The sequence below is a fragment of the Pseudomonas sp. JUb42 genome, from assembly GCF_024807945.1.
Taxonomy (GTDB): Bacteria; Pseudomonadota; Gammaproteobacteria; order Pseudomonadales; family Pseudomonadaceae; genus Aquipseudomonas.
Window position 1 is genome coordinate 547,908 of the sequence record NZ_JANUFD010000002.1, and the last position, 24,308, is coordinate 572,215.

General features: G+C 61.4%; 20 protein-coding genes. 11 read left to right on the forward strand and 9 right to left on the reverse strand.

What is annotated here, in order from left to right:
* Positions 1 to 61: 61 nt before the first annotated feature.
* The 3 genes from M2401_RS06390 to M2401_RS06400 form a co-directional block, all read right to left on the reverse strand.
* On the reverse strand, positions 62 to 1,036 hold the full coding sequence (locus tag M2401_RS06390) for a TRAP transporter substrate-binding protein (RefSeq protein ID WP_259100786.1): 975 nt from the start codon (positions 1,034 to 1,036) through the stop codon (positions 62 to 64).
* Positions 1,037 to 1,460: 424 nt separating this feature from the next.
* The gene (locus tag M2401_RS06395) at positions 1,461 to 2,729 is read right to left on the reverse strand and encodes an OprD family porin (RefSeq protein ID WP_259100787.1); all 1,269 of its coding nucleotides are present in this window, start codon (positions 2,727 to 2,729) and stop codon (positions 1,461 to 1,463) included.
* A 526-nt stretch (positions 2,730 to 3,255) separates the two neighbouring features.
* Positions 3,256 to 4,374 carry an MBL fold metallo-hydrolase gene (locus tag M2401_RS06400; protein ID WP_259100788.1) on the reverse strand — a complete coding sequence of 373 codons (1,119 nt, stop codon included), beginning with the start codon at positions 4,372 to 4,374 and terminating at the stop codon, positions 3,256 to 3,258.
* 185 nt (positions 4,375 to 4,559) lie between these two features.
* Between M2401_RS06400 and M2401_RS06405 the strand changes: the two genes are divergently transcribed.
* On the forward strand, positions 4,560 to 5,174 hold the full coding sequence (locus M2401_RS06405) for a TetR/AcrR family transcriptional regulator (RefSeq protein ID WP_259100789.1): 615 nt from the start codon (positions 4,560 to 4,562) through the stop codon (positions 5,172 to 5,174).
* Positions 5,175 to 5,180: 6 nt separating this feature from the next.
* Here the strand turns inward: M2401_RS06405 and M2401_RS06410 are convergent, their stop codons facing one another.
* Positions 5,181 to 5,861 carry a DJ-1/PfpI family protein gene (locus tag M2401_RS06410; protein ID WP_259100790.1) on the reverse strand — a complete coding sequence of 227 codons (681 nt, stop codon included), beginning with the start codon at positions 5,859 to 5,861 and terminating at the stop codon, positions 5,181 to 5,183.
* Positions 5,862 to 6,034: 173 nt separating this feature from the next.
* Between M2401_RS06410 and M2401_RS06415 the strand changes: the two genes are divergently transcribed.
* From M2401_RS06415 to M2401_RS06430, 4 genes are all read left to right on the forward strand, one after another.
* The gene (locus M2401_RS06415) at positions 6,035 to 7,021 is read left to right on the forward strand and encodes a GlxA family transcriptional regulator (RefSeq protein WP_259100791.1); all 987 of its coding nucleotides are present in this window, start codon (positions 6,035 to 6,037) and stop codon (positions 7,019 to 7,021) included.
* Positions 7,022 to 7,374: 353 nt separating this feature from the next.
* On the forward strand, positions 7,375 to 8,724 hold the full coding sequence (locus M2401_RS06420; protein ID WP_259100792.1) for a GntP family permease: 1,350 nt from the start codon (positions 7,375 to 7,377) through the stop codon (positions 8,722 to 8,724).
* Positions 8,725 to 9,585: a MurR/RpiR family transcriptional regulator gene (locus M2401_RS06425; protein WP_259100793.1), complete on the forward strand. Its 861-nt coding sequence runs from the start codon at positions 8,725 to 8,727 to the stop codon at positions 9,583 to 9,585.
* 3 nt (positions 9,586 to 9,588) lie between these two features.
* Positions 9,589 to 11,046 carry an amidohydrolase family protein gene (locus M2401_RS06430; RefSeq protein WP_259100794.1) on the forward strand — a complete coding sequence of 486 codons (1,458 nt, stop codon included), beginning with the start codon at positions 9,589 to 9,591 and terminating at the stop codon, positions 11,044 to 11,046.
* A gap of 142 nt (positions 11,047 to 11,188) precedes the next feature.
* Here the strand turns inward: M2401_RS06430 and fahA are convergent, their stop codons facing one another.
* Together fahA and hmgA are read right to left on the reverse strand one after the other, a co-directional pair.
* Positions 11,189 to 12,484 carry a fumarylacetoacetase gene (fahA, locus tag M2401_RS06435; protein ID WP_259100796.1) on the reverse strand — a complete coding sequence of 432 codons (1,296 nt, stop codon included), beginning with the start codon at positions 12,482 to 12,484 and terminating at the stop codon, positions 11,189 to 11,191.
* Positions 12,481 to 13,797: a homogentisate 1,2-dioxygenase gene (hmgA, locus tag M2401_RS06440; RefSeq protein WP_259100798.1), complete on the reverse strand. Its 1,317-nt coding sequence runs from the start codon at positions 13,795 to 13,797 to the stop codon at positions 12,481 to 12,483. Before hmgA ends, fahA begins: the two co-directional genes overlap by 4 nt.
* Positions 13,798 to 13,922: 125 nt before the next feature.
* On the opposite strand from hmgA, the gene M2401_RS06445 reads away from it, so the two are divergent.
* On the forward strand, positions 13,923 to 14,705 hold the full coding sequence (locus tag M2401_RS06445; protein ID WP_259100800.1) for an IclR family transcriptional regulator: 783 nt from the start codon (positions 13,923 to 13,925) through the stop codon (positions 14,703 to 14,705).
* Between the two features lie 118 nt (positions 14,706 to 14,823).
* Here M2401_RS06445 and hppD read toward each other — a convergent pair whose 3' ends face one another.
* Together hppD and maiA are read right to left on the reverse strand one after the other, a co-directional pair.
* Positions 14,824 to 15,900, reverse strand: a complete 1,077-nt coding sequence (hppD, locus tag M2401_RS06450) for a 4-hydroxyphenylpyruvate dioxygenase (RefSeq protein ID WP_259100801.1) — start codon at positions 15,898 to 15,900, stop codon at positions 14,824 to 14,826.
* 144 nt (positions 15,901 to 16,044) lie between these two features.
* A complete protein-coding gene (gene maiA / locus M2401_RS06455; RefSeq protein ID WP_259100802.1) occupies positions 16,045 to 16,680 on the reverse strand; it encodes a maleylacetoacetate isomerase in 636 nt (211 codons plus the stop codon).
* A gap of 228 nt (positions 16,681 to 16,908) precedes the next feature.
* Here maiA and glcD point away from each other — a divergent pair, with 228 nt between their 5' ends.
* From glcD to glcF, 3 genes are read left to right on the forward strand one after another with little or no spacing between them, the layout of a single operon-like run.
* Positions 16,909 to 18,408: a glycolate oxidase subunit GlcD gene (gene glcD, locus M2401_RS06460; protein ID WP_259100804.1), complete on the forward strand. Its 1,500-nt coding sequence runs from the start codon at positions 16,909 to 16,911 to the stop codon at positions 18,406 to 18,408.
* Positions 18,408 to 19,460 carry a glycolate oxidase subunit GlcE gene (gene glcE / locus M2401_RS06465; RefSeq protein WP_259100806.1) on the forward strand — a complete coding sequence of 351 codons (1,053 nt, stop codon included), beginning with the start codon at positions 18,408 to 18,410 and terminating at the stop codon, positions 19,458 to 19,460. The genes glcD and glcE overlap by 1 nt, the downstream gene beginning before the upstream one ends.
* Positions 19,461 to 19,463: 3 nt before the next feature.
* Entirely contained in the window at positions 19,464 to 20,681 is a 1,218-nt protein-coding gene (glcF, locus tag M2401_RS06470) for a glycolate oxidase subunit GlcF (RefSeq protein WP_259100808.1), read from the forward strand.
* Between the two features lie 151 nt (positions 20,682 to 20,832).
* Here glcF and M2401_RS06475 read toward each other — a convergent pair whose 3' ends face one another.
* Positions 20,833 to 21,849 carry a LacI family DNA-binding transcriptional regulator gene (locus M2401_RS06475; protein ID WP_259100810.1) on the reverse strand — a complete coding sequence of 339 codons (1,017 nt, stop codon included), beginning with the start codon at positions 21,847 to 21,849 and terminating at the stop codon, positions 20,833 to 20,835.
* A 261-nt stretch (positions 21,850 to 22,110) separates the two neighbouring features.
* Here M2401_RS06475 and M2401_RS06480 point away from each other — a divergent pair, with 261 nt between their 5' ends.
* Complete coding sequence (locus tag M2401_RS06480) at positions 22,111 to 22,617, forward strand: gluconokinase (RefSeq protein WP_259100846.1); 507 nt, start codon at positions 22,111 to 22,113, stop codon at positions 22,615 to 22,617.
* Between the two features lie 105 nt (positions 22,618 to 22,722).
* Positions 22,723 to 24,075: a GntP family permease gene (locus M2401_RS06485; RefSeq protein ID WP_259100812.1), complete on the forward strand. Its 1,353-nt coding sequence runs from the start codon at positions 22,723 to 22,725 to the stop codon at positions 24,073 to 24,075.
* Positions 24,076 to 24,308 lie beyond the last annotated feature (233 nt).

Below are 24,308 nucleotides of genomic sequence, written 5' to 3' on the forward strand. Positions count from 1 at the left end.
TCACCGTAAGAAGCACGCCGGGCGCGGGGCCGGGCGTGCAGAGGCGTCAGGGGAGACAGGCTTACTGAACGGCGTCGATACGTTTGATCAGCTCGGCGAATTGCGCGCCGTATTTGTCCCGCACCGGCTGGGTGGCATCGAAGAAGGGTTTCTTGTCCACCGTGATGAATTCCACGCCTGCGGCCTTGAGCTTCTCTTCGGCACTGGCCGACTTGGCGTCCCATAGGGTGCGCTCTTCCATCTGCGCATCACGCGCGGCCTTTTTCACCAGCGCCTGCTCTTCGGGCTTGAGCTTGTCCCAGGTGGTTTTGGACATGACCACCGGTTCCGGCAGGATCAGGTGCCCGGTCAGGGTGTAGTACTTGGCGTTCTGGTAGTGGTTGTGTTCGAGCAGGGTTGGCGGGTTGTTCTCGGCGCCATCGATCACCCCGGTCTGCAGGGCGCTGAAGATTTCCCCGGTGTCCATGGCAATGCCGTTGCCGCCCATGTCATTGATGGTGTCGATGAACAGCGGGTTGCCCTGAACGCGGATTTTCATGCCCTTGAGATCGGCAAGGGAGCGCACCGGCTTCTTGGTGTACAGGTTGCGCGTGCCGCCGTCCATCCAGGCCAGGGCGACCATTTTCGTATCGGAGTTGGTGATCTTGTCGAGGATCTCCTGACCGATCTCGCCGTCGATGATCTTGCGCATATGGGCCTGGTCACGGAACACGAACGGCATATTGAATACGTTCACTTCCGGCACCACCGGCCCGACTACCCCGAGGCTGACCCGAGCCATCTGGATGGCACCCAGTTGCACCTGCTCGATCACCTCTTTCTCGGAGCCGAGCACGCCGCCGGCGAACATCTTGAAACTGATATCGCCCTTGCTCTCTTTCTCCAGGACTTTGCCCATATTGCTTTCGGCGACCACGGTGGGGTAACCGGCGGGATGGATTTCGGCGAACTTGATCTTGGTCTCGGCCTGGGCCGACGCCGCCAGGCACATGGCGAGGGGAAGTGCAGCGACGAGGAAGGTGCGTTTGAAGTCCATGGATATCTCCGGTGTTGTTATTTTTATGTGCGTCATCCGTTGTCGTATGACATCAGTGGATTATTGACGGGTGCGGAAGTTTGTCAACGTGGCACGTATTGAACTGGTTCACTTGATTGACCAAGGTTGCAGCCACGGCCAATAAGGTTCTTGTCAAGATTGAGCGTATCAATCCTGTTACAACTGCCAAGTTTCGGAAATAATTAGTTACACAACAGCTTTCATATCGAAGTCTAACGAGACCAGAAACAAATACTGCGGGGGCGCTAACTGTGGGAGCTCATTCTGTGGGAGCGAATTCATTCGCGAAGGGGCCGGTACATTCGATGCATCTTCGTCGCCTGTAACACCGCTTTCGCGAATGAATTCGCTCCCACAAAACTCTGCCCTGCCGACCGTCACTGTCGGGCAGGGCAAATGCTCCTCAGAGCAACGAAATCGGATAGCTGATAAAGATCCGGTTCTCATCAAACTCGTTGGTGCTGAAGTCCCTGCGCATGCTGGAGTTGCGCCAGCGCAGGCTGAGATTCTTGAACGTGCCACTCTGGAACACGTAGGCCAGTTCCGACTCGCGTCCCCATTCCTTGCCGTCGGTGATGGTGCCGGTGTGCACGTTGTCGCCGCTGATATAGCGGTTCATCAGGGTCAGGCCCGGTACACCGAACACGGCGAAATCAAAATCGTGGCGCAACTGCCAGGAGCGTTCCTGGGCGTTGTCGTAGCTGGCGTTGTAGCTGTCGTTTGCCAGGGTCCCGCCGCTGGTGCCGTTGACCCGCATCCACGCGCTGTCGCCGGTCAGGCGTTGCAGGCCGACGTAGAAGGTGCTGCCGCCGTACTTGGCCGAGAGCAGTGCGTAGCGGGTCTTGTTGTCCATTTCCCCGGCCAGTTTGCGGCCGTCTTCCTTGCCGATGAAGTAGCCCAGGTTGGCGCCCAGGGTCCAGTCGCCGAAGGTCTGTTTGTGCAGCAGGTTGAGGAATTCCTGTTGGTAGATATCTTCCAGTTGCGCGTACCAGACGCCGATCTGCGTGCGCTTGTCGTTGAAGCTGTACTCACCGCCGCCGAAGTTGAAGCGGTCGGAGGTGAAGGCGCCTTTGCCGTTCATCGACATGTCTTCCATGCTCGCGTCGTTGCGCGGGCTGTTGCCACGGAACTGACCGCCGTAGACCGTCAGGTTGGCGATGTCCTTGGAGGTGATCTGCCCGCCGCGGAAAGTCTGCGGCAGGGAACGGCCATCGTCCGAACGCAGGATCGGCAGCACCGGCATCCACTCGCCGACCTTCAGTTCGGTGTTGGAGACCTTGGCCTTGAGCGCCACGCCCAGACGGCCGAAGTTGTCCGCCGGGCGCCCGTCATCGTGAATCGGTAGCAGTTGCGTGCCCCCGGTGCCCTTGCCGCCATCGAGCTTCTGCGAATACAGCCCGAGTACGTCGACACCAAAACCGACCCAGCCCTGAGTGAAGCCGGACTTGGCGTCGAGAATGAAGTTCTGCGTCCATTCCTCGGCGTAGTTCTGCGGCGCCCGACTCGACGGGTAGGCCGGGTTGGTGAAGTTGCGGTTGAAGTAGGCGTTGCGCAGGTTGAGCGTGGCTTTGCTGTCTTCCAGAAAACCTTCGGCCTGGCTCAACATAGGCATGAACAGCGCCATGCCGCTGGCACCCAGAAGAACCAGTGAACGAGTAGTGGGAGTTGTCATTATTGTTGTGCTCCTTTTTTAGACAAAGCGAACCCTGCTGTCGTTATTAATAAGCGACAGGTAATAGAAAGATTTTGATGACCCTGTTATTCAGGGCACCGAAGTCGACGGTCGAAACTAACCGAAGGCAGAATCGCGGCTACATAACAGCCGTGAATAGCGATGGATCAGCGGGCGGGATAGAGAAGAATTAAAGCGAGAAAGAGAACTACCGGGGACAGAAGGTGCAACACTGACAGAGGACTCAATGGTCATGGTGACATTCCCTGTTATTTTATTTTTATTGTCGTTATACGTCGTCGTACAACATTTTCAGGGATTATTGACAGCTATTGGGCTGCTGTCAAACAGGGAAAAACGGCAAATGCACCTTTGGCGATGAATGACCGCAATAGCAAGCTTGCTACTTAAATTGGCCGTGGCCTTGGTCTAACTAAGCAAAGCGTCTAGGCCGGGCAATGGCGAACGGAACACCGCAACCTCAAGGCAAAAAAAAACCCGCCAGGCCTTGGCGGGTTTTTTCCGGTTATGCGTGTCGCCCTTCCCTGCGCATGCGCCAGCGACGGCAGCCATGGTCCGACGTCTCATTGGCGGGGGCCAGTTCCAGCACATCCTCGGCCTGCTGATCCACGCCCTTCCACCAGGTCTCGCCCTGATTGGGAAATTGCAGGTAGAACGGCATGCCCATCATCGGCGTGGTCACGGCAATATTCTTCTCCCAGGCCAGGGCCAGGATGCGGTCGAAGGGTTCGTGCCAGGTATGCATGGACAGGTCGAAGGTGCCGTTGTGGATCGGCAGTAGCCAGCGGCCACGTAAGTCGATATGCGCCTGCAGGGTTTCTTCCGGCTGCATATGCACATTGGGCCACTCGACGTTGTAGGCACCGGTTTCCATCAGCGTCAGATCAAACGGCCCGTACTGCTCGCCGATACGCTTGAAGCCGTCGAAATAACCAGTGTCGCCGCTGAAGAAAATCCGTTGGTTGCCATTGAGCATGACCCAGGATGCCCACAGGGTCTGGTTGCCATCACTGAGGCTGCGCCCGGAAAAGTGTTGCGATGGCGTAGCGACAAAGCGCATGCCGCCAATCTCCGCCGATTGCCACCAGTCCAGCTGCGAGACCTTCTCGGCCGGCACGCCCCACTCGATCAGGGTATCGCCCACGCCCAGCGGCGCGAGAAAGTGCTCAGCCTTGGCCTCCAGGGCCTTGATCGCCATATGGTCGAGGTGGTCGTAATGGTTGTGCGAGAGAATCACCGCCTTAATCGGCGGCAGCTCTTCGATGCTAATGGGCGGCTGATGGAAACGCTGCGGCCCGGCCCATTGCACTGGCGAGGCGCGCTCGGCGAAGACCGGATCGGTCAGCCAGAACTGGCCGCGCAGCTTGAGCAGCACAGTGGAATGGCCGAGGCGATAAACAGTGTTGTCCGGGGCCGCCAGCAGTTGCTGGCGCGACAGCGGTTGGACCGGGATCTTGCCCGCTGGACGGGTGTGTTTGGGTTTGTTGAAGGTCATGTCCCAGAAGATGCCCAGGGTTCTGAGAAAGCCCGACGGGCTCATCGGCGCAGGGTTGCGATAGCGCCCGTTCTGTTGTTGCAGGGTGGGCAATTGAGGGGCGTCGGGGGTGCGTTTTATCGTGGCCATGCGCTGCGGACTCCTGGGTGCCTGCACTTCAGATCGCCGGTCGAGTTTCGCTCGTTTGCCGACCTGAAGAAATGTAACAATGCATTACACTACACAGTGTAGTTTTTATAGCTTGCATCATCGCCGTCAGCAAGTAAACTGCTGAGTGTAATTTTTCTCGAAACGCATGTTTGAAGCAGAGTCTTATGAAAGCCCCGGAACGCCTCACCGACCGTAAACGCGAAGCCATCGTCCAGGCTGCCATTGCCGAATTCCGCAGCAATGGCTTCGAAATCACCAGCATGGACAAGGTCGCTGCCACCGCCGGGGTCTCCAAACGTACCGTCTATAACCACTTCCCGAGCAAGGAAGAGCTGTTCGCCGAAATCCTCATGCGCCTGTGGTCCTTGGCCGATGAGCAGAACGAGATTGCCTACCAGCCCGGCGAATCCCTGCGCAGCCAGTTGCGCGCCAAGCTGAGGGTCAAGATGAACACCCTCAGCGACAGCAACTTCCTTGATCTGGCCCGAGTGGCCATCGGCGCGACTATCCATTCCCCCGACCGCGCCCAAGTCTGGGTCAATCGCCTGAACCAGCGCGAAGAACGCTTCACCACCTGGGTTCAGGATGCGCAGAAGGACGGCCGTTTCAAGCCGGTGGACCCCAGCTTCGCCGCCCATCAGTTGCACGCCCTGCTCAAGGCCTTCTCGTTCTGGCCTCAGGTCACGCTGAACGAGCCGACCCTGTCCGAAGCGCGCCAGGACGAAGTGCTGGAAGCGACCCTGGACATGTTTCTGGGTTGGTACGAAATCCCCAGGTAAACGGCCTTACCCCTGCCGCGCCAACCAACGCTCGACGATGGCCTGACGATTGGCCAGAACCGCAGCCCCGCGTTGCCGGGTGCTTTGCAGCACCTCGGCCGGAGCCGTGGACGGATGGCCAGCGTTGAAAGGCGGCTGCGGGGCGTACTCCAGATGCAGTTGCACCACCTGAGCAAGGTGATCATCCAACAGCTCGGCGAGCAGGGTCAGGGCAAAATCGATACCCGCCGTCACGCCGCCGCCCGTCATCATATTGCCGTCCCGCACCACTCGCTCATGCACCACGGTCGCGCCAAAGGCTTGCAGCAGTTCCTGCGAAGCCCAATGGGTAGTCGCCCGCCGCCCGTGCATCAACCCCGCCGCACCCAGTACCAGCGCCCCGGTGCAGACCGAGGTGATGTAGCGCACGGTCTTTGCCTGCTGCTGGACGAACGCCAGCGTTTGCGAGTCTTCAAGCAAGGGATCGACGCCCAGGCCACCAGGGATGCAGATCACATCCAGCGGTGGGCAATCGGCGAAGGTGCAGGTCGGCAGCAGGGTCAGCCCGGTGCTGGAGACGATGGGCTCGAGGGTCTTCCACAGCAGGTGCACCTTGATATCGGGCACGCTGGCAAAAACCTCGTAGGGACCGGTCAGGTCTAGTTGCTGGACGTTGGGGAAGACCAGCAGGCCGATATTGATAGTCATAAATACCTCTCGGATTGGAATGGGATTTGTCGCAGGAGCCCCTTCGGCCGCGAGACCGCCTTCCCGACTAAGGCCGGTCCCACAGGGCTCGTGTAGACAACCAAACTCTATCCTGCGAGGATTTGGCGGGTACGCCACAAGACCCACTTTTCACGCCAAAGCGAATCAACGCCATGTCCCGAGTCGTCTATCTACTGGCCTACCCCAACGTGCAGCTGCTGGATATTTCCGGCCCTTTGCAGGTGCTGGCCTCGGCCAATCTGCGGGCGCAGGAGCTTGGCCTGGACACGCCCTATCTGACCCAGGTAGTCGCCGCCCAGGCCGAAGGGGTGATTTCGTCAGCGGGTCTGGGCCTGCAGACTGCGCCCCTGCCCGGCCCGGAACTGCCTTGCGATACCTTGCTGGTAGCCGGTGGCCGGGGTGTCGAGGCGGCTGTCGCCGACAGCCGGTTGCAGCAGTGGCTGCTCGAACATGCCCGTCAGGCCCGACGCGTCGCTTCGGTGTGTACCGGCGCATTCCTGTTGGCGGCCACCGGCCTGCTTGATGGGCGTCGGGTGGTCACGCACTGGAACAGCTGTGAACTATTGGCCCAGCGGCATCCGACGCTGGAGGTCGAGCCGGACCCGATCTTTATCAATGATGGTCGTTTCTGGACCTCCGCCGGAGTCACCGCCGGGATTGACCTGACCCTGGCCCTGGTCGAAGCCGATCTGGGCCATGCCCTGGCCCTGGCGGTGGCCCGGGATCTGGTGGTATTTCTCAAGCGACCGGGAGGCCAGGCGCAGTTCAGCATGGCGTTGTCGCAGCAACTGCACGCCCGGCAGAACGATGATCGTTTTGCCCAGTTGCATGCCTGGATTCTGGACAATCTCGCCGGGGATCTGTCCGTGACCACCCTCGCCGCCCAGGCCGGCATGAGCGAGCGCAGCTTTGTCCGCCACTACCATGCCCAGACCGGCAATACTCCGGCCCGCGCCGTCGAACAACTAAGGGTCGAGGCCGCGCGACGCCTGCTCGCCGACAGCAATCAGCCCCTCAAGCGCATCGCCGCCCGCTGCGGTTTCGGCAGCGAAGAAACCCTGCGCCGCTGCTTTTTACGCAGCGTGGCGGTGACGCCACAGGCGTATCGAGAGCGGTTTAGTGTGCCGGTGCAGGATTGAGTTCGTGGGAACCGGCTTGCTGGCGATAATGGCAGGTCAGTCGACGCCGATTTTGCGAGCGCTTCGCACTCGATCGCCACCAAGGCGGCTCCCACAACGGAAATCATTTTCACAGAAAGAAAATTAATTTCATAAATTGATTTTTATTTTGCATTTAGTGTAATTTGTTTTCATCACGAAAACAGAGATAAAAACAATGCACGCCTGTTATCGCCCTTGCCCCACTCACACCCTGTATCAGCAAGCTTTAGCGACACCTCTGCCGAGATTTACCCGAAGCGCCTCTGCACCGATGGGCTGAACCCCGTCTGCGTCGAGTCTTTCGCCCTCCACTCTCTGCAAGGAATCGCTCCATGCCGCCCTCCGCTGGTATTTCGCTGCTGGTCTACGCCGCCATCGCGATCATCGCCCTGATCGTGTTGATTGCCCGTTACCGTCTCAATCCGTTCATTGTCATTACTCTGGTCTCCGTCGGCCTGGCGCTGGTCGCCGGGATGCCTGCCAGTGGCGTGGTCGCCTCCTATGAAACCGGGGTCGGCAAGACCCTGGGGCATATCGCCCTGGTGGTGGCGCTGGGCACCATGCTCGGCAAGATGATGGCCGAATCCGGCGGGGCCGAGCAGGTGGCGCGCACACTCATTGACCGCTTCGGTCAGCGCAATGCGCACTGGGCCATGGTCTGCATCGCCTTTCTGGTGGGTCTGCCGCTGTTTTTCGAAGTCGGTTTCGTGCTGCTGGTACCGATTGCCTTTACCGTGGCGCGGCGTGTTGGCGTGTCGATCCTGATGGTTGGCCTGCCCATGGTCGCCGGTCTGTCGGTGGTGCATGCGCTGGTGCCGCCACACCCTGCGGCCATGCTGGCGGTGCAGGCGTATCAGGCTTCAGTGGGGCAGACGTTGTTCTACGCGATCCTGATCGGTATCCCTACGGCGATCATTGCCGGGCCCATCTACGCGAAGTTCATCGTGCCGCGCATTCAACTGCCCGACGAAAACCCGTTGGCCAAGCAGTTTCTTGATCGCGAACCGCGTCAGCAACTACCCAGCTTCGGCCTGACCATGGCCACCATTCTGTTGCCCGTGGTGCTGATGCTGCTGGGTGGCTGGGCTAACCTGATCAGTACGCCGGGCAGTGGATTCAACAGCTTTCTGCTGTTCATCGGCAACTCGGTAATCGCCCTGCTGCTGGCCACCTTGTTAAGCTTCTGGACCCTGGGCATTGCCCAAGGCTTCAATCGCAACTCGATCCTGAAATTCACCAACGAATGCCTGGCCCCCACCGCCAGCATCACCCTGTTGGTCGGCGCCGGTGGCGGGTTGAACAGGATTCTGGTCGACAGCGGGGTGACCAACGAAATTGTCAGCCTGGCCCAGGACTTTCATCTGTCGCCCTTGCTCATGGGCTGGCTGTTCGCCGCGCTGATGCGTGTCGCCACGGGTTCTGCCACCGTGGCGATGACCACCGCCTCGGGGATTGTCGCGCCGGTCGCCATGGGCCTTGGCTATCCCCACCCGGAGCTATTGGTATTGGCGACAGGCGCCGGCTCGGTGATTTTTTCCCACGTCAACGACGGTGGTTTCTGGCTTATCAAGGAGTACTTCAACATGACCGTGGCACAGACCTTCAAGACCTGGACGGTGCTGGAAACCCTGATTTCAGTGGTGGCCTTCGCCCTCACCCTGGGCCTGGCGCAGGTGCTCTGAGTGGACATCCTTTACCAGATCCGCGCACGCCAGGACTCGTTCAGCGCCGGGGAAAACCGGATTGCCCGGCTGATCCTCAGCGACGTGGCCTTCGCCGCCAGTGCCAGCCTCGACGATCTGGCCGGCCGCGCCGAAGTCAGCAGTGCGACCCTGTCGCGCTTTGCCCGCAGCATCGGCTGTCGTGACCTGCGCGATCTGCGCCTGCAACTGGCCCAGGCCAGCAGCGTCGGTAGCCGCTTTCTCACCCCGGAACAGGCGCCCGAGCAGTCGGCGTTTTTCCGCCAGATCGTCGGCGATATCGAAGCCACCTTGCGTCAGCACCTGGCCGGTTTTGACGAGGCGCGTTTCGCGGCCGCGGCCGCCATCCTGCGTGATGCGCGAATGATCCACGCCCTCGGCATGGGCGGCTGTTCGAGCCTGTGCAGCGAGGAATTGCAGACCCGCCTGGTGCGCCTGGGCTATCCCATCGCCGCCTGTCGCGACCCGGTAATGATGCGTCTGATCGCCGCCACTCTGGGCCCGGAACACAGCCTGGTGGTCTGCTCCCTGACCGGCCTGACCCCGGAACTGCTGGAAGCTGTAACCCTGGCCAAGAGCTACGGCGCCAGGATCCTCGCCATCACCCAGGCCGACTCGCCCTTGGGGCAACTGGCCAACGTGGTGCTGCCGTTGCAGATCGTCGAAACCAATTTCATCTATAAACCCACGGCGGCGCGTTACGGCATGCTGCTGACCATCGACGTGCTGGCCACGGAACTGGCGCTGCTGGCCCCCGAGGACAATCAGGAGCGGCTGCGGCGCATCAAGCTGGCCCTCGATGACTATCGCGGCGGTGACGACGGCCTGCCGCTTGGAGACTGAACCATGCTTTATGACCTGATCATTCGCGACGCACTGGTCATCGACGGCAGCGATACGCCGGGCTTTCACGCCGATGTTGCGATTCATGATGGCCGCATCCAGCGCATCGGCAGCCTCGACGATGCGTCGGCAGCCGAGGAAATCAACGCGGCTGGCCGGGTCCTGGCGCCGGGCTTTATCGATGTGCACACCCATGACGACACGGTGGTGATCCGCCAGCCCGACATGCTCGCCAAGATCAGCCAGGGTGTAACCACAGTGATCGTCGGCAACTGCGGCATCAGCGCCTCGCCGGTCAGCCTCAAAGGTGCGCCGCCGGACCCGATGAACCTGCTCGGCGCGCAACAGCATTTTGTCTACCCGCGCTTTCGTGACTATCGCAATGCCGTGGACGAGGCACGTCCGGCGGTAAATGTCGCGGCCCTGGTAGGCCACACTGCCCTGCGTAATAACCATATGGATGACCTGTTTCGCAGTGCCAGCCCTGACGAAATTGCCGCCATGCGCGAGCAGCTGCGCGACAGCCTGGAAGAGGGTGCCCTGGGCCTCTCCACCGGTCTGGCCTACGCCTCGGCCTTCTCTGCCGAGACCACGGAGGTGGCGCAACTGGCCGAAGAACTGGGCGCCTTCGGTGCCGTCTACACCACCCACCTGCGCAGCGAATTCGAGCCGGTGCTCGAGGCCATGGATGAAGCTTTCAGCATCGGTCGCCATGCCAGGGCGCCAGTGATCATTTCCCACCTCAAGTGTGCTGGCGCCGGTAACTGGGGCCGTAGCCCGCAATTGCTCGCGTCCCTGGAAAAGGCCGCGCAGAGTCACCCGGTGGGTTGCGATTGCTACCCCTACGCCGCCAGTTCCTCGACCCTGGACCTCAAGCAGGTCACCGATGCCTTCCGCATCACCATCACGTGGTCGACTCCACATCCTGAACAGAGCGGCCGCGACCTGCAGGAAATCGCCGCCGACTGGCAACTGCCTCTGATCGACGCTGCCCGCCAGCTGCAACCGGCCGGCGCGGTGTACTACGGCATGGACGAACAGGACGTCGAACGCATCCTCAGCCATCCCCTGAGCATGATCGGCTCCGATGGCCTGCCGGAAGATCCGTTTCCCCATCCCCGGCTATGGGGTGCGTTTCCACGGGTGCTGGGGCACTTCAGTCGGGACAAGGGCCTGTTCCCCCTGCACCGCGCCGTGCACAAGATGACCGGCCTGTCGGCAGCACGCTTCGGCCTGCATGAGCGGGGGCTGATTCGTGAAGGTTTCCATGCCGACCTGGTGCTGTTCGACGCCGAACGGGTGATCGATATCGCCGACTTCAAACAGCCCAAGCGGGCAGCGGCAGGGATTGATGCGGTGTGGGTCAATGGCCACTTGAGCTATGCCGATGGCCAGGCCCGGGGTGAGCGGCAGGGGCGGTTTCTGCCCCGGTCGGGGTCGTTGCGCGAGGGGTTTCGTTAGGCAGTATGTTTCCCTTGTAGAAGCCGCTGCTGTGGGAGCGGATTTATCCGCGAAGAAGTCTGCACGATCATGACCTTTTCGCGGATAAATCCGCTCCCACCATTGGCTCCCTTAACCGTTCCCAAAGACTTTGCTTGCGACCTTATCCGACAATCCGCCCGCGACACTCACCAAACCCAATGGAGACCTGCCCATCGCCCTTGCAGCGCGCGCGCAGGATCACTTCGTCACCATGCTCCAGAAAGCGTCGGCTTTCGCCGCTGGCCAGTTCGACCACCTGTTTGCCGCCTTCGGTCATCTCCAGCAGGCTGCCATGCTGCCCCGCTTGCGGGCCTGACAGCGTGCCGGTGCCGAACAGGTCGCCCGGTTGCAGCACGCAGCCATTGACGCTGTGATGGGCCACCAGTTGCGCCGCCGTCCAATACATATTCAGCGTATTGCTCAAGGACAGGCGCTGTGGCGGCAGGTCCTTCGCGCGCATCTGTTCGGTCTGCAGCAGCACTTCCAGCTCGATATCCAGCGCCCCGCCCTCCTGGTCTGCCGCATCAAAGAGGTAAGGCAGCGGCTGCGGGTCACCGTCCGGACGCGGCGGCTGCGCGCGACGAAACGGCGCCAGTGCCTCGGGAGTCACCACCCAGGCCGACAGCGTCGTGGCGAAACTCTTCGATAGAAACGGCCCCAGCGGCTGGTACTCCCAGGCTTGCAGGTCCCGGGCCGACCAGTCGTTGAGCAGGCAGAAACCGGCGATATGGCTGGCCGCCTCGCCGATCACGATAGGCTGGCCATCGGGGTTGCCGGGACCGATCCACACGCCCATTTCCAGCTCGTAGTCCAAGCGCTTGCAGGGGCCGAAATCCGGCACTTCCCGGCCCGGCGCCAGGGTCTGGCCAAAGGGGCGTTTCACCTCAGTGCCACTTGGGCGCAGGGTCGAGGCGCGACCGTGATAGCCGATAGGCACGTACTTGTAGTTGGGCAGCAGTGGATTGTCCGGACGGAACAGCTTGCCGACATTGGTGGCGTGATGAATGCCGACGTAGAAGTCGGTGTAGTCGCCAACCTGAGCGGGCAGATGCATGCGGCATTCGCCCATGGGGTGCAGCAGAGCCGGGCTCAGGGCCAGCAGACGCTCGAAGTGCGGGCTGGCCTCATCGAACAGCGCCAGCAATTCCCGGCGCAGAGCCTGGCGGTGTGCCGCGCCGAGTGCAAAGAAGCCATTGAGATGATCGGCGCCTGCCGCTTCGGCTGCGGTACGTGCTTCGTCGGTAAACAGATCATGGGCCAGGGCCGCTTGCAGATCGAAGATCATCTCGCCGATGGCCACCCCGCCCCGAGGGCCAAGGTCGCCCCGGCTGAACACGCCATGGGCCAGGTTCTGCAGCGGGAAGTCGGGATGGCCGTTGGCCGAAGCCACCCAGCTGCGCGGAAAAATCTGACTCATAACGCGGATTCCTTGAAAGTTCTCGCCATGCCATTCCAGCAGGCATCGTAGTCGGTTTGCAGTTGCCCGCAGCTCAGGGCGTGGCGGCTGGGACGCAGCACCTTGCCGGTCTCGAACATGAAGGCCATGGTCTGCTCGATCTTGTGCGGCGCCAGCTCCACCGCCATGGCCTTTTCTGCCGTGGCGTTGTCCGGGCCATGGGCGCTCATGCAGTTGTGCAGCGAGGCACCGCCGGGCATAAAACCCTCGGCCTTGGCGTCGTAGGCGCCGTCGATCAGGCCCATGAATTCGTTCATCAAGTTGCGGTGGAACCAGGGCGGCCGGAAGGTGTTTTCCGCCACCATCCAGCGCGGCGGGAAGATCACGAAGTCGACGTTGGCCTGACCATGAACGGCGCCGGGTGAGGTCAGCACGGTAAAAATCGACGGATCAGGATGATCGTAGCTGACCGTGCCGAGGGTGTTGAACAGGCGCAGATCGTACTTGTAGGGCACGTTATTGCCGTGCCAGGCCACTACGTCAAAGGGCGAATGCTCGAGGCGGGTTTCCCACAGCTCACCGAGAAACTTCTGCACCAGCGGCACAGATTCGGCACGGTTTTCGAAGCAGGCAACCGGCGCCAGGAAGTCCCGTGGATTGGCCAGGCCATTGCTGCCGATGGGCCCCAGATCCGGCAGGCGCAGGGCGCAGCCATGGTTCTCGCAGACATAGCCCCTGGCCGTGGCATCGAGCAACTGGACGCTGAATTTCAGGCCACGGGGCAGCACGGCAATTTCCTGCGGGGCGATATCCAGCAGGCCCAGCTCGGTGATGATCCTCAGACGCCCAAGCTGCGGCACGATCAGCCACTCGCCATCGGCATTGAAAAACGCCCGTTGCATCGAGGCATTGGCCCGATAGACATAAACGCTGACACCATCGGCCTGATCCGCCGCCGAGGTGGCCGCCAGGGCGAGCAGGCCATCGAGGAAATCCGTAGGTTCGGCGGGAATGTCGAAGGCGTTCCAGCGCAGCCGATTGGGCGTGATCGGCCCCTGCTCCATCCCGACGATCTGCCGGGCCAAGGGTTGATACTGCGGGTGCGCGGCCGACGGTGTGATGCGATACAGCCAGGTGCGCCGCGCTTCGCTGCGCGGCACGGTGAAGGCGGTGCCGGAAAACTGCTCGGCATACAGCCCAAGCGGATGACGCTGTGGCGAGTTCTGGCCCTGAGGCAAGGCACCGGCAAGCGCCTCGCTGCTGAACTGATTACCGAAGCCGCTCTGGTAACTGATTTCGGCGTTCGGCGAGTCGCTGGATAGATGACTGAACATCTCGACCTCTTGTTATTTTCCAGATGAAATTGCATTTATCGTAAACAGATTACGAATAACGTAATTTGAGTTTGAAAGCGGGTCAAGCTATAAAGCAGCCTTTCCAGACCGGCGCACCGTTCTTCATGACTGACGACATCGCTCTCCCCCCTGGCCCGCGCCAGCAAAAGGTCCAGTCCGCCGAAGTTGGCGTAGGCATTCTCAAAGCCTTGGCGGAACTTGCGCCCTCGACCTCGCTGTCGAAACTGGCCGAGCACGTCGACATGCCCGCGAGCAAGGTACACCGCTATCTGCAGGCGTTGATCGCCAGCGGTTTCGCCGAGCAGGACGCGGTGACCAATCACTACGGGCTGGGCCGCGAGGCGTTGTATGTCGGCCTGGCGGCGCTGGGCCATCTGGACGTGCTGAAAATCACCGCCCCGCATCTGGCCGCCCTGCGCGACGAACTCAATGAAACCTGCTTCCTGGCGGTGTGGGGCAACAAGGGGCCCACCGTGGTTTACGTCGAGCCGTCCAGCGGTGCCGTGACTCTGGTGACCCAGGTCGGTTCGGTATTGCCGCTACTGGGCTCGTCCACCGGGCTGGTGTTCGACACCTTCCTCGGCGCCCATGAGACGGGCGGCCTGCGCGACATCGAGTCGGCCGTGCTGACAGCTGCGCAACTCAAGGATGTCGAGCAGCACCGCGAGGACATCCGCACAACCGGCGTGCATCAGATTCACGGACTGCTGATGGCCGGAGTCAATGCCGTGTCGTCGCCGCTGTTCAGCATGGGCCGCAAGCTGGCTGGAGTGATTACGGTAGTAGGCTCGGCGTCGGTCTTTACCGACGCGCGCCAGAACGATGCCGCCCAGCGGTTGCGAGCGACGGCGCAGATGATCAGTGCGCGGATGGGCGGTACGCAATAACCGCTCGCGATGATCTACTGTGGGAGCGAATTCATCCGCGAAGGGGCCGGTAAAGTCGGTGAATATCCACTGTATTCGCGAATGAATTCGCTCCCACAACTCGCTCCAATGGCCTGTTTTATTCGGTCGCCAACACCCCACGCCGCACCTGATCCCGTTCGATGGATTCGAACAGCGCCTTGAAATTACCCTCGCCAAAACCGTCATCGCCCTTGCGCTGGATGAACTCAAAGAACACCGGCCCCATCAGGGTTTCCGAGAATATCTGCAACAGCAACCGGCGTTCGCCGCTGTCGGAGGAGCCGTCAAGCAGGATGCCGCGGCTTTTCAGTTCGGCTTCCGGCTCGCCATGGTTGGGCAGGCGGCCTTCGAGCATTTCGTAATAAGTCTCCGGCGGCGCGGTCATGAAGCGCATGCCCATGCCCTTGAGGGCGTCCCAGCTCTTGATCAGGTCGTCGGTGAAGAAGGCCACGTGCTGGATGCCTTCACCGTTGAACTGCATGAGGAACTCTTCGATCTGCCCGGCGCCCTTGGACGACTCCTCGTTCAACGGGATGCGGATCATGCCGTCCGGCGCGGTCATGGCCTTGGAGGTCAGGCCGGTGTATTCGCCCTTGATATCGAAGTAGCGAATCTCGCGGAAGTTGAACAGCTTTTCGTAGAAGTTCGCCCAATAGGCCATGCGCCCGCGATAGACGTTATGGGTCAGGTGGTCGATGAATTTCAGGCCCGCGCCGACCGGATGACGGTCAACGCCTTCGATGAAATTGAAATCGATATCGTAGATCGAGGTGCCTTCACCAAAGCGGTCGATCAGGTACAGCGGCGCGCCGCCAATACCCTTGATCGCCGGCAGGCGCAGCTCCATCGGCCCGGTGGCGATTTCGATCGGTTGTGCACCCAGCTCCAGCGCCCGGTTGTAGGCTTTTTGCGAGTCCTTGACGCGGAATGCCATGCCGCATACCGAAGGACCGTGCTCGGCGGCAAAGTAGGACGCGATGCTGTGGGGCTCGTTATTGAGGATGATATTGATCGCGCCCTGGCGATACAGGCTGACGTTCTTGGAACGGTGGGTCGCGACCTTGGTAAAGCCCATGATTTCGAACACGGGCTCAAGGGTATTGGGGATCGGTGAGGCGAATTCGATGAACTCGAAACCCATCAGGCCCATCGGATTTTCGTATAGATCAGCCATGGTCTGGCTCCTTGCAGGAAAGTGGGAAAGCGCGGTGGCGAAACTCACATTCCTGCGGGCGGCGCACAGGGGATCCCTCGCACGCTGCGGGCGAGGAAATCACCGAAGATCAGTTGCAGACCAAAACTTTTCATAAGACAGAGACTACGCCGGCTTGTCGGATTGTGCATCCGGATGGGCTTGCTGAAAGGCAAGGTGGGCCAGGGCCAATTGCTCGACCCGCAGGATCCGCGGACAGGCGCTCAGTTCGACATTGAAACGGCGGGCCGCATACAGCTGCGGTAACAGATAGACATCTGCGACACTGGGGGACGCACCAAAACACCAGCCGTCATCACCGATCAGTTGCTCGACAGCATTGAAGCCTTCGCTGATCCAGTGAGCAATCCAGGCGATCACTTCGGTTTCGTCATGGCCCATGCCGCGCAGGCGATTGAGTACCGCGACATTGTGCAGCGGATGGATATCACAGCCGATCAGAGCCGCCACCGCACGCTGGGACGCCCGCACGATCAGGTCTGACGACAGCAGGGCCACTTCGGGGTAACGCTCTTCCAGGTATTCGATGATCGCCGGGGACTGGGTGATCACCCTGCCCGCCTCGGTGCGCAGGCTCGGCACCCGGCCCTGGGGATTGATCGCCCGGTACTCGGGCTTGAGCTGTTCGCCGCCGTCACGAAGCAGATTGACCGGGATCGCCTGGTAGTCGAGGCCTTTGAGGGCCAGGGCGATGCGCACGCGATAACTGGAGGTTGAGCGGTAATAGGTGAAGAGGTCCATGGATCGTGCCTGCTCGAGCGCTTGTTGTTTTTATCGTAAATCGTTTACGCAATACGTAAGTTGCGGGATTGGCTGGGCGGTGTCAAGCAACACACAGTCCTTTGAATGGGTGATATCTGTGGGACCGGCTTTAGCCGGGAAGGCGTATTCCCGGCTAAAGCCGGTCCCACAGGATTAGGGCCAGCTATGCTGCACCCCATAAGAACAACACAGGGTCAGCCGCCCGCCATGAATATTCTTTACGACGAACAACTGGACGGCGTACTGCCGGACGTCGATAAACAGCAGCTCCTCGATGACCTGCGCCAGCATCTGCCCGCCCTGGAAATCCTCGCCAACCCCGAGGAACTGCGGCCTTACGAATGCGACGGCCTGCCCGCCTATCGCACCACGCCCATGCTGGTGGCCCTGCCCCGGCATATGGAAGAAGTGCAGGTTCTGCTCAGGCTCTGCCATCAGCGTCGGGTGCCAGTGGTCGCCCGAGGCGCTGGCACGGGGCTGTCCGGCGGCGCCCTCCCCCTGGAAAAGGGCGTGCTGCTGGTCATGGCACGCTTCAACCAAATCCTGCATATCGACCCGGATGCGCGCCTGGCACGGGTTCAGCCGGGCGTGCGCAACCTGGCAATTTCCCAGGCCGCTGCGCCCTACGGCCTGTATTACGCACCGGACCCGTCGTCGCAGATCGCCTGCTCCATTGGCGGCAATGTTGCGGAAAATGCCGGTGGCGTGCACTGCCTCAAGTACGGCCTGACCGTGCATAACCTGCTCAAGGTCGACGTTCTCACCATCGAAGGCGAGCACCTGAGCCTGGGCTCCGACGCGCTGGACAGCCCTGGCTTCGACCTGCTGGCGCTATTCACCGGCTCCGAGGGCCTGCTCGGCATCATCACCGAAGTCACGGTCAAGTTGCTGCCCAAGCCCCAGGTCGCCAAGGTGTTACTGGCGGCTTTCGACAACGTGGAAAACGCCGGGCACGCGGTGGCCGAGATCATTGCCGCCGGGATCATTCCGGGCGGCCTGGAAATGATGGACAACCTGGCGATTCGCGCCGCCGAGGACTTTATCCACGCCGGTTACCCGGTCGATGCCGAGGCCATCCTGTTATGTGAGCTCGATGGCGTCGAAGCTGATGTGCACGCCGATTGTGAGCGGGTGCGCGCGGTACTGACCGCGGCCGGAGCGACCGAGTTACGCCAGGCCAGGGACGAGGCCGAGCGCGTGCGCTTCTGGGCCGGGCGCAAGAATGCCTTCCCGGCAGTCGGGCGCCTGTCGCCGGATTATTACTGCATGGACGGCAGCATCCCGCGCCGGGCCTTGCCGGCGGTGCTCAATGGCATTGCCGAGCTGGCTCGGGAATACGGCCTGCGCGTGGCCAATGTGTTCCATGCCGGTGACGGCAATATGCATCCGCTGATCCTGTTCGATGCCAACCAGCCTGGCGAGCTGGAGCGCGCCGAGGCCTTGGGTGGCAAGATCCTCGAACTGTGCGTCGCGGTCGGCGGCAGTATCAGCGGCGAACACGGTATTGGACGGGAGAAGATCAATCAGATGTGCGCCCAGTTCAACAGCGACGAGTTGACCCTGTTCCATGCGGTCAAGGCGGCCTTCGACCCCCTCGGCCTGCTCAACCCCGGCAAGAACATCCCTACCCTGCATCGCTGTGCCGAGTTCGGCGCCATGCATATCCATCAGGGCCAGTTGCCCTTCCCGGAACTGGAGCGTTTCTGATGACCGACTTCGATGCCAGCCAGCAGCTCTTGCAGCAGGTCAGTGACGCCCTGGAAAACGCCACGCCCCTGCGCATCCAGGGCGGTAACAGCAAGGCCTTTCTCGGCCGTGAAGTCGCCGGCGAAGTGCTGGATACCCGTAGCCATCGCGGCATCGTGAACTATGAGCCGAGCGAGCTGGTGATCACCGCACGGGCCGGTACGCCGTTAAGCGAACTGTGCGCAGTGCTCGATGCCGCCGGGCAAATGCTGCCGTGTGAGCCGCCGACCTTCGAAGACGCCACGGTGGGCGGCATGGTCGCGGCAGGGTTGAGCGGCCCACGGCGGCCCTGGGCTGGGTCGGTGCGGGATTTCGTCCTGGGTACGCGGGTCATTACCGGCCTGGGCAAGCACCTGCACTTCGGCGGCCAGGTGATGAAAAACGTCGCCGGATACGACCTGTCGCGCCTGCTCACCGGCAGCTTTGGCTGCCTGGGCCTGTTGACCGAAGTCTCGCTCAAGGTCCTGCCCAAGCCGCGGATGTGCAGCAGCGTCGCCCTGGAAATGGACGGGGCTCAGGCCTTGGCCCGCTTGCGGGAATGGGGGCGCCAACCGCTGCCGATCAGTGCCGCCAGCCATGACGGCAAACTGTTGCGCCTGCGTCTGGAAGGCGGCGAAGGCTCGGTGGCTGCGGCCCATGAACGCCTCGGCGGCAAGCTTATCGACCCGACCTACTGGCAGGACCTGAATGAACAGCGCCTGGAGTTTTTCAGCGATGGCCTGCCGCTCTGGCGCCTGTCCCTGCCCCAGGCTACAGGCATGCTGGAGCTGCCCGGAGCACAACTGATCGACTGGAGTGGTGCCCAGCGCTGGCTGAAGTCTACTGCCGACGGCCCCACCATTCAGGCCCTGGCCGCTGCTGCGGGAGGACACGCCACCTGCTACAGCCATGGCTTGCACGACAGCCCCTTCCAGCCCCTGCCGCCCGCACTGTTTCACTATCAGCGCCAGCTCAAGGCCCGGCTCGATCCACACGGCCTGTTCAATCCGGGCCGTATGTACGCGGAGATCTGAACCATGCAGACCAACCTGAGCGACCGCGCCCGCCAGTTGCCCCGTGCCGAAGAAGCCGAGCGGATCCTGCGCAGTTGCGTGCACTGCGGCTTCTGCAACGCCACTTGCCCGACTTATCAGTTGCTCGGTGATGAACTGGACGGCCCGCGCGGGCGCATCTACCTGATCAAGCAAGTGCTCGAGGGCCAGCCTGCCACCGCGGCCACCCAGTTGCATCTGGACCGCTGCCTGAGCTGTCGTAATTGCGAGACCACCTGCCCGTCCGGCGTCGATTATCACAACCTGCTGGATATCGGTCGGGCGGCCATGGAGAGCGCAGTCCCCCGCCCTCTGGGCCAACGCCTGTTACGCAGTGGCCTGCGGGCCTTGTTGCCAAACCCGACGCTGTTCAAGTCCTTGAGTCGTCTGGGCCAGGCGCTGCGCCCGCTGCTGCCCGAGCGTGTGCACGATGAACTGCCCGTCTTGATAATGGCGGCCAAACCCCGACCCGCGCCGCGTCATGCCCGTCGGGTTTTGCTGCTCGAAGGTTGCGTGCAGGCGGCACTGTCACCCAATACCAACGCGGCGACGGCCCGGGTGCTGGACCGCCTGGGCATTAGCGTCACGCCAGTCCGCGAAGCCGGTTGCTGCGGTGCTCTGGACTATCACCTCAATGCGCAACAGGCCGGCCTCGACCGCGCCCGTCGCACCATCGATGCCTGGTGGCCGCTTATAGAGAGCAGCGCTGTCGAGGCCATTATCCAGACCGCCAGCGGCTGCGGTGCCTTTATCAAGGATTACGGTCATCTGCTTGGGGGCGATCCGGCCTATGCCGCCAAAGCCGCGCGTATCAGCGACCTTAGCAAGGATCTGGTGGAGGTGCTGCGCGATGAGCCACTGGAAGACCTCACCGCTCGTGGCGAACTGCGATTGGCCGTGCACTGCCCCTGCACCTTGCAGCACGCGCAGAAGCTTGGCGGCGCGGTCGAGCAGGTGCTGACCCGACTGGGTTTCAACCTGACCGAGGTGCCCGACAGCCATCTGTGCTGCGGTTCGGCGGGGACTTATTCAATTACCCAACCGCAGCTGTCCCGGCAACTGCGCGACAACAAAATGAATGCGCTGGAGAGTGGCCGGCCCGAGGTCATCGCGACCGCCAATATCGGCTGCCAGACCCACCTGGGCGGGGCCGGACGCACGCCGGTGCGGCATTGGATCGAGTTGGTTGAGGAGGCGCTTTGAAGGCTGCGGATTTTTTTGATTTTGTGGGAGCCGCTTTAGCCGCGAGGCCGCTCTCCCGGCTAAAGCCGGTCCTACGGCGAGCGCTTCGCGCTCGATCGCCAGCAAGCCGGCTCCCACAGAATTTCACTTCAACCCAGATGACTTGGAGATTTCACGAACTCTCCCGCACCACCAGTTCGAACCCCAGATCCACTTCCGACTCCTGGGGCACACCATCGATCAGCCCGAGCAGCAGTTGCGCAGCACGCTGGCCGACTTCTTCACGCGGCGTTCGGATGGAGGTCAGGCGCGGGATCATGTGGGCAGAGCCTGGCAAATCGTTGAAGCCCACCAGGGACACCTGCCGAGGAATCGCAATACCCCGGCGCAACGCCTCAAGAGACGCGCCCTGGGCCAGGTCGTCGTTACAGAAGAACACCCCGTCGACATCAGGATGCTGCTCCAGCAGGCGGGCGAACAACTCTCCGCCCAGGCCAATCGACGAAGGCTGCGGCACCATCACTTCCAGCGCCGGGTCATAAAGCCCTGCAGCCTGTAATACCTCGCGAAAACCGTTTCCACGTCGTATCACCCGGGGATCGAGCTGGGCCGCAACATAGGCCAGACGCCGACGGCCACTGTCGAGCAGATGACGAGCAGCCTGGGCACCGGCCTGCTCCTGCGAAAACCCAACGCAATAAGCGCCCCGCGCCGGGTCCAGTTCCATCATATGCACGCAGGGAATACCGCTGGCGGCGAGCAACTGACGCAAGGCCGGGGTGTGATCGAAACCGGTCAGCAACAGGCCTCGGGGTCTATTGACCAGATGGTTGCGCAGCAGATTCTCTTCTTCTACCGGCGAGTAGTGGTAGTTACCTATGACCACTTCCAGGCCGCGAGTGCGCAGCACATTCTGGATAGCCTCAAGGGTCTCGATAAACAGTTGGTTGGACAACGACGGCACCAGCACCACTACCGTCTGGCTATGGGACGAAGCCAGGGCTCGCGCCGCCGGATTGGCGACGTAGCCCAGGCTTAGTGCGGCAGCGCGCACTTTCTCGACCAACTCCGGGGCCACCGTGGTGACGCCACGCAAGGCACGCGATGCAGTAATAGGAGAAACAGCCGCAAGCCGCGCTACTTCATTGAGCGTCGGACGGCCGGTAGAACGGGAACCCATGCGAGTCATGCATATCCAACTAGAGTAAAGAGCAGCATTATACTTGCCAAAACAGGCTAATGAACTCTAAGGTAGCGCTGTCTTATGGACCATGACAACGATTTTGACCGGCTTGGTAACAATCCGGAGTCGTGCAAGGACGTACCAAAACAATGACAACGACTGGAACGGCTTGGGCTGATCTTGCTGCCATGCAGCGAAGACAGCGCTGTCTCCAGAGAGGTGCAAACTGTGACAACTTCCAAGACTGCTATACCCGCCCTGGTTGTGATGGGCGTCGCCGGCTGCGGTAAAAGCGTTGTCGGCGCAGCCATTGCCAAGCACACCGGTGGCCGCCTGATCGAAGGCGACGCCTTTCACCCGCAGGCCAACATCGACAAGATGAGCGCCGGCATCCCCCTTGATGACGAAGACCGCTCCGGCTGGCTCGACACCCTGGGTGAAGAACTGGCCAAGGCCGTAGCCAATGGCGAACTGCCGATCCTGACCTGCTCCGCCCTGAAGAAAATCTACCGTGACCGCCTGCGCGCTGCCGTGCCGGGTCTGGGTTTTGTCTTCCTGGAACTGACCAAGGAACTGGCCATCGATCGCATTCAGCATCGTCCTGGTCATTTCATGCCCGCCAGTCTGGTCGACAGCCAGTTCGCCACGTTGCAGCCGCCCAATGGCGAGCCCAATACTCTGGTGGCCAAAGTCGACGCCAAAGTGTCCATCGAGACCCTGGGCGTGCAGGCGGCCGATTGGTGGAAAGAGTCCCAAGTGGCAAGCGCCTCATAGTTTTAAAGGCGTGAGCGGCAAAGACAGCGCTGTCTTTGGCACGTGACACAGGCAGCGCTGAGCAACAGCTCCATAAAAAACATAAAGACAACTGGAGACACACCCATGTTCGGTATGACCCATGAGACGTACCTGCTGGTCGACGCGCTAGTGACCGTTATCGGTCTGGTGCTGCTGATCACCAACTTCAAGGTCCACCCTTTTGTAGCACTGACTATCGCTGCCGGCTTTCTTGGCCTGACCTCGGGCATGCCCGTGGAAAAAGTCATGAAGTCGTTCCAGGACGGCTTCGGCGGTGTCCTCGGTTTCGTCGGCATCATCCTTGGCCTGGGCACCATGCTCGGCAAACTGATGGCTGACTCGGGCGGCGCTGACCAGATCGCCCAGACTCTGATCCGCACCTTCGGTAAAGACAAGGTGCATTGGGCCATGATGCTCTCGGCCTTCCTGGTCGGGATTCCGCTGTTCTTCGAGATCGGTTTTGTCCTGCTGATCCCGTTGGTGTTCATCGTTGCACGGCGCACTGGCGTGTCCATCGTCAAGATCGGCATCCCGCTGCTGGCCGGCCTGTCTGCAGTACACGGCCTGGTGCCACCGCACCCGGGTCCGCTGCTGGCCATCGGCATCTTCGGCGCTGATATCGGCAAAACCATTTTCTACGGCCTGATCGTCGCGCTGCCGACGGCCATGATTGCCGGTCCGATCTTCGGTAAGTGGATTGCCAAATACATTCCCGGTACACCGTCCCAGGAATTGATGGACCAGATCGCCAAGGAATCGAGCACCGAGAACCTGCCTGGTTTCGGTATCACCCTGGTGACCATCCTGCTGCCCGTGTTCCTGATGCTGCTCAAGACCGCGTCGGACGTGGTCCTGCCTGCCGACAATACCTTCCGCATCTGGATGGACCTGATCGGCCACCCTATCGCCGCCCTGCTGTTCGCCCTGCTGCTGGCCTTCTACACCTTCGGCGCCGCCCGCGGCTTCGATCGCAGCAAGATCATCAAGCTGCTGGACCAGAGCCTGTCGCCGGTTGCAGCCATCGTGCTGATCGTCGGTGCCGGTGGTGGCTTCAAGCAAATGCTGGTGGACAGCGGCGTGGGTAACGTCATTGGTCACATGGCGGTACAGGCGCAGATCAACCCGATCCTGCTGGCCTGGCTGGTAGCCGCGGTGATTCGCGTGGCAACCGGTTCGGCGACCGTGGCCACCATTACCGGGGCCGGTATCGTCGCCCCTGTGGTCGGCCTGATTCCCGGGGTCAACCGCGAGCTGCTGGTATTGGCGACCGGTGCAGGCTCCCTGATCCTGTCCCACGTCAACGACGCCGGTTTCTGGCTGGTCAAGCAGTACTTCAACATGACCGTGACCGAAACCTTCAAGACCTGGACCGTGATGGAAACCATCCTGTCCGTGGTCGGCATCATCTTCATCATGCTGTTGTCGACGGTGGTCTGACGCCGCGGCGGATGCACCCTCTGTAGGACTGGGTTCAGCCGGGAGGACACTCTCGCGGCTGAAGCCGCTTGTGTCTGCAAGGAGAGTTAAAGTCATAGGTGAGAGGGGTGAATGGCAAGCTGATAAGCCGACGTGCCTTAGAGCACGGGTAGGAGCCTAGCTGCCATTCACCCTTCCACTCTGGCCCCAAAGCCCGAACAGTTGAATGAGCGCCAACTCGAACCAACAAGCGT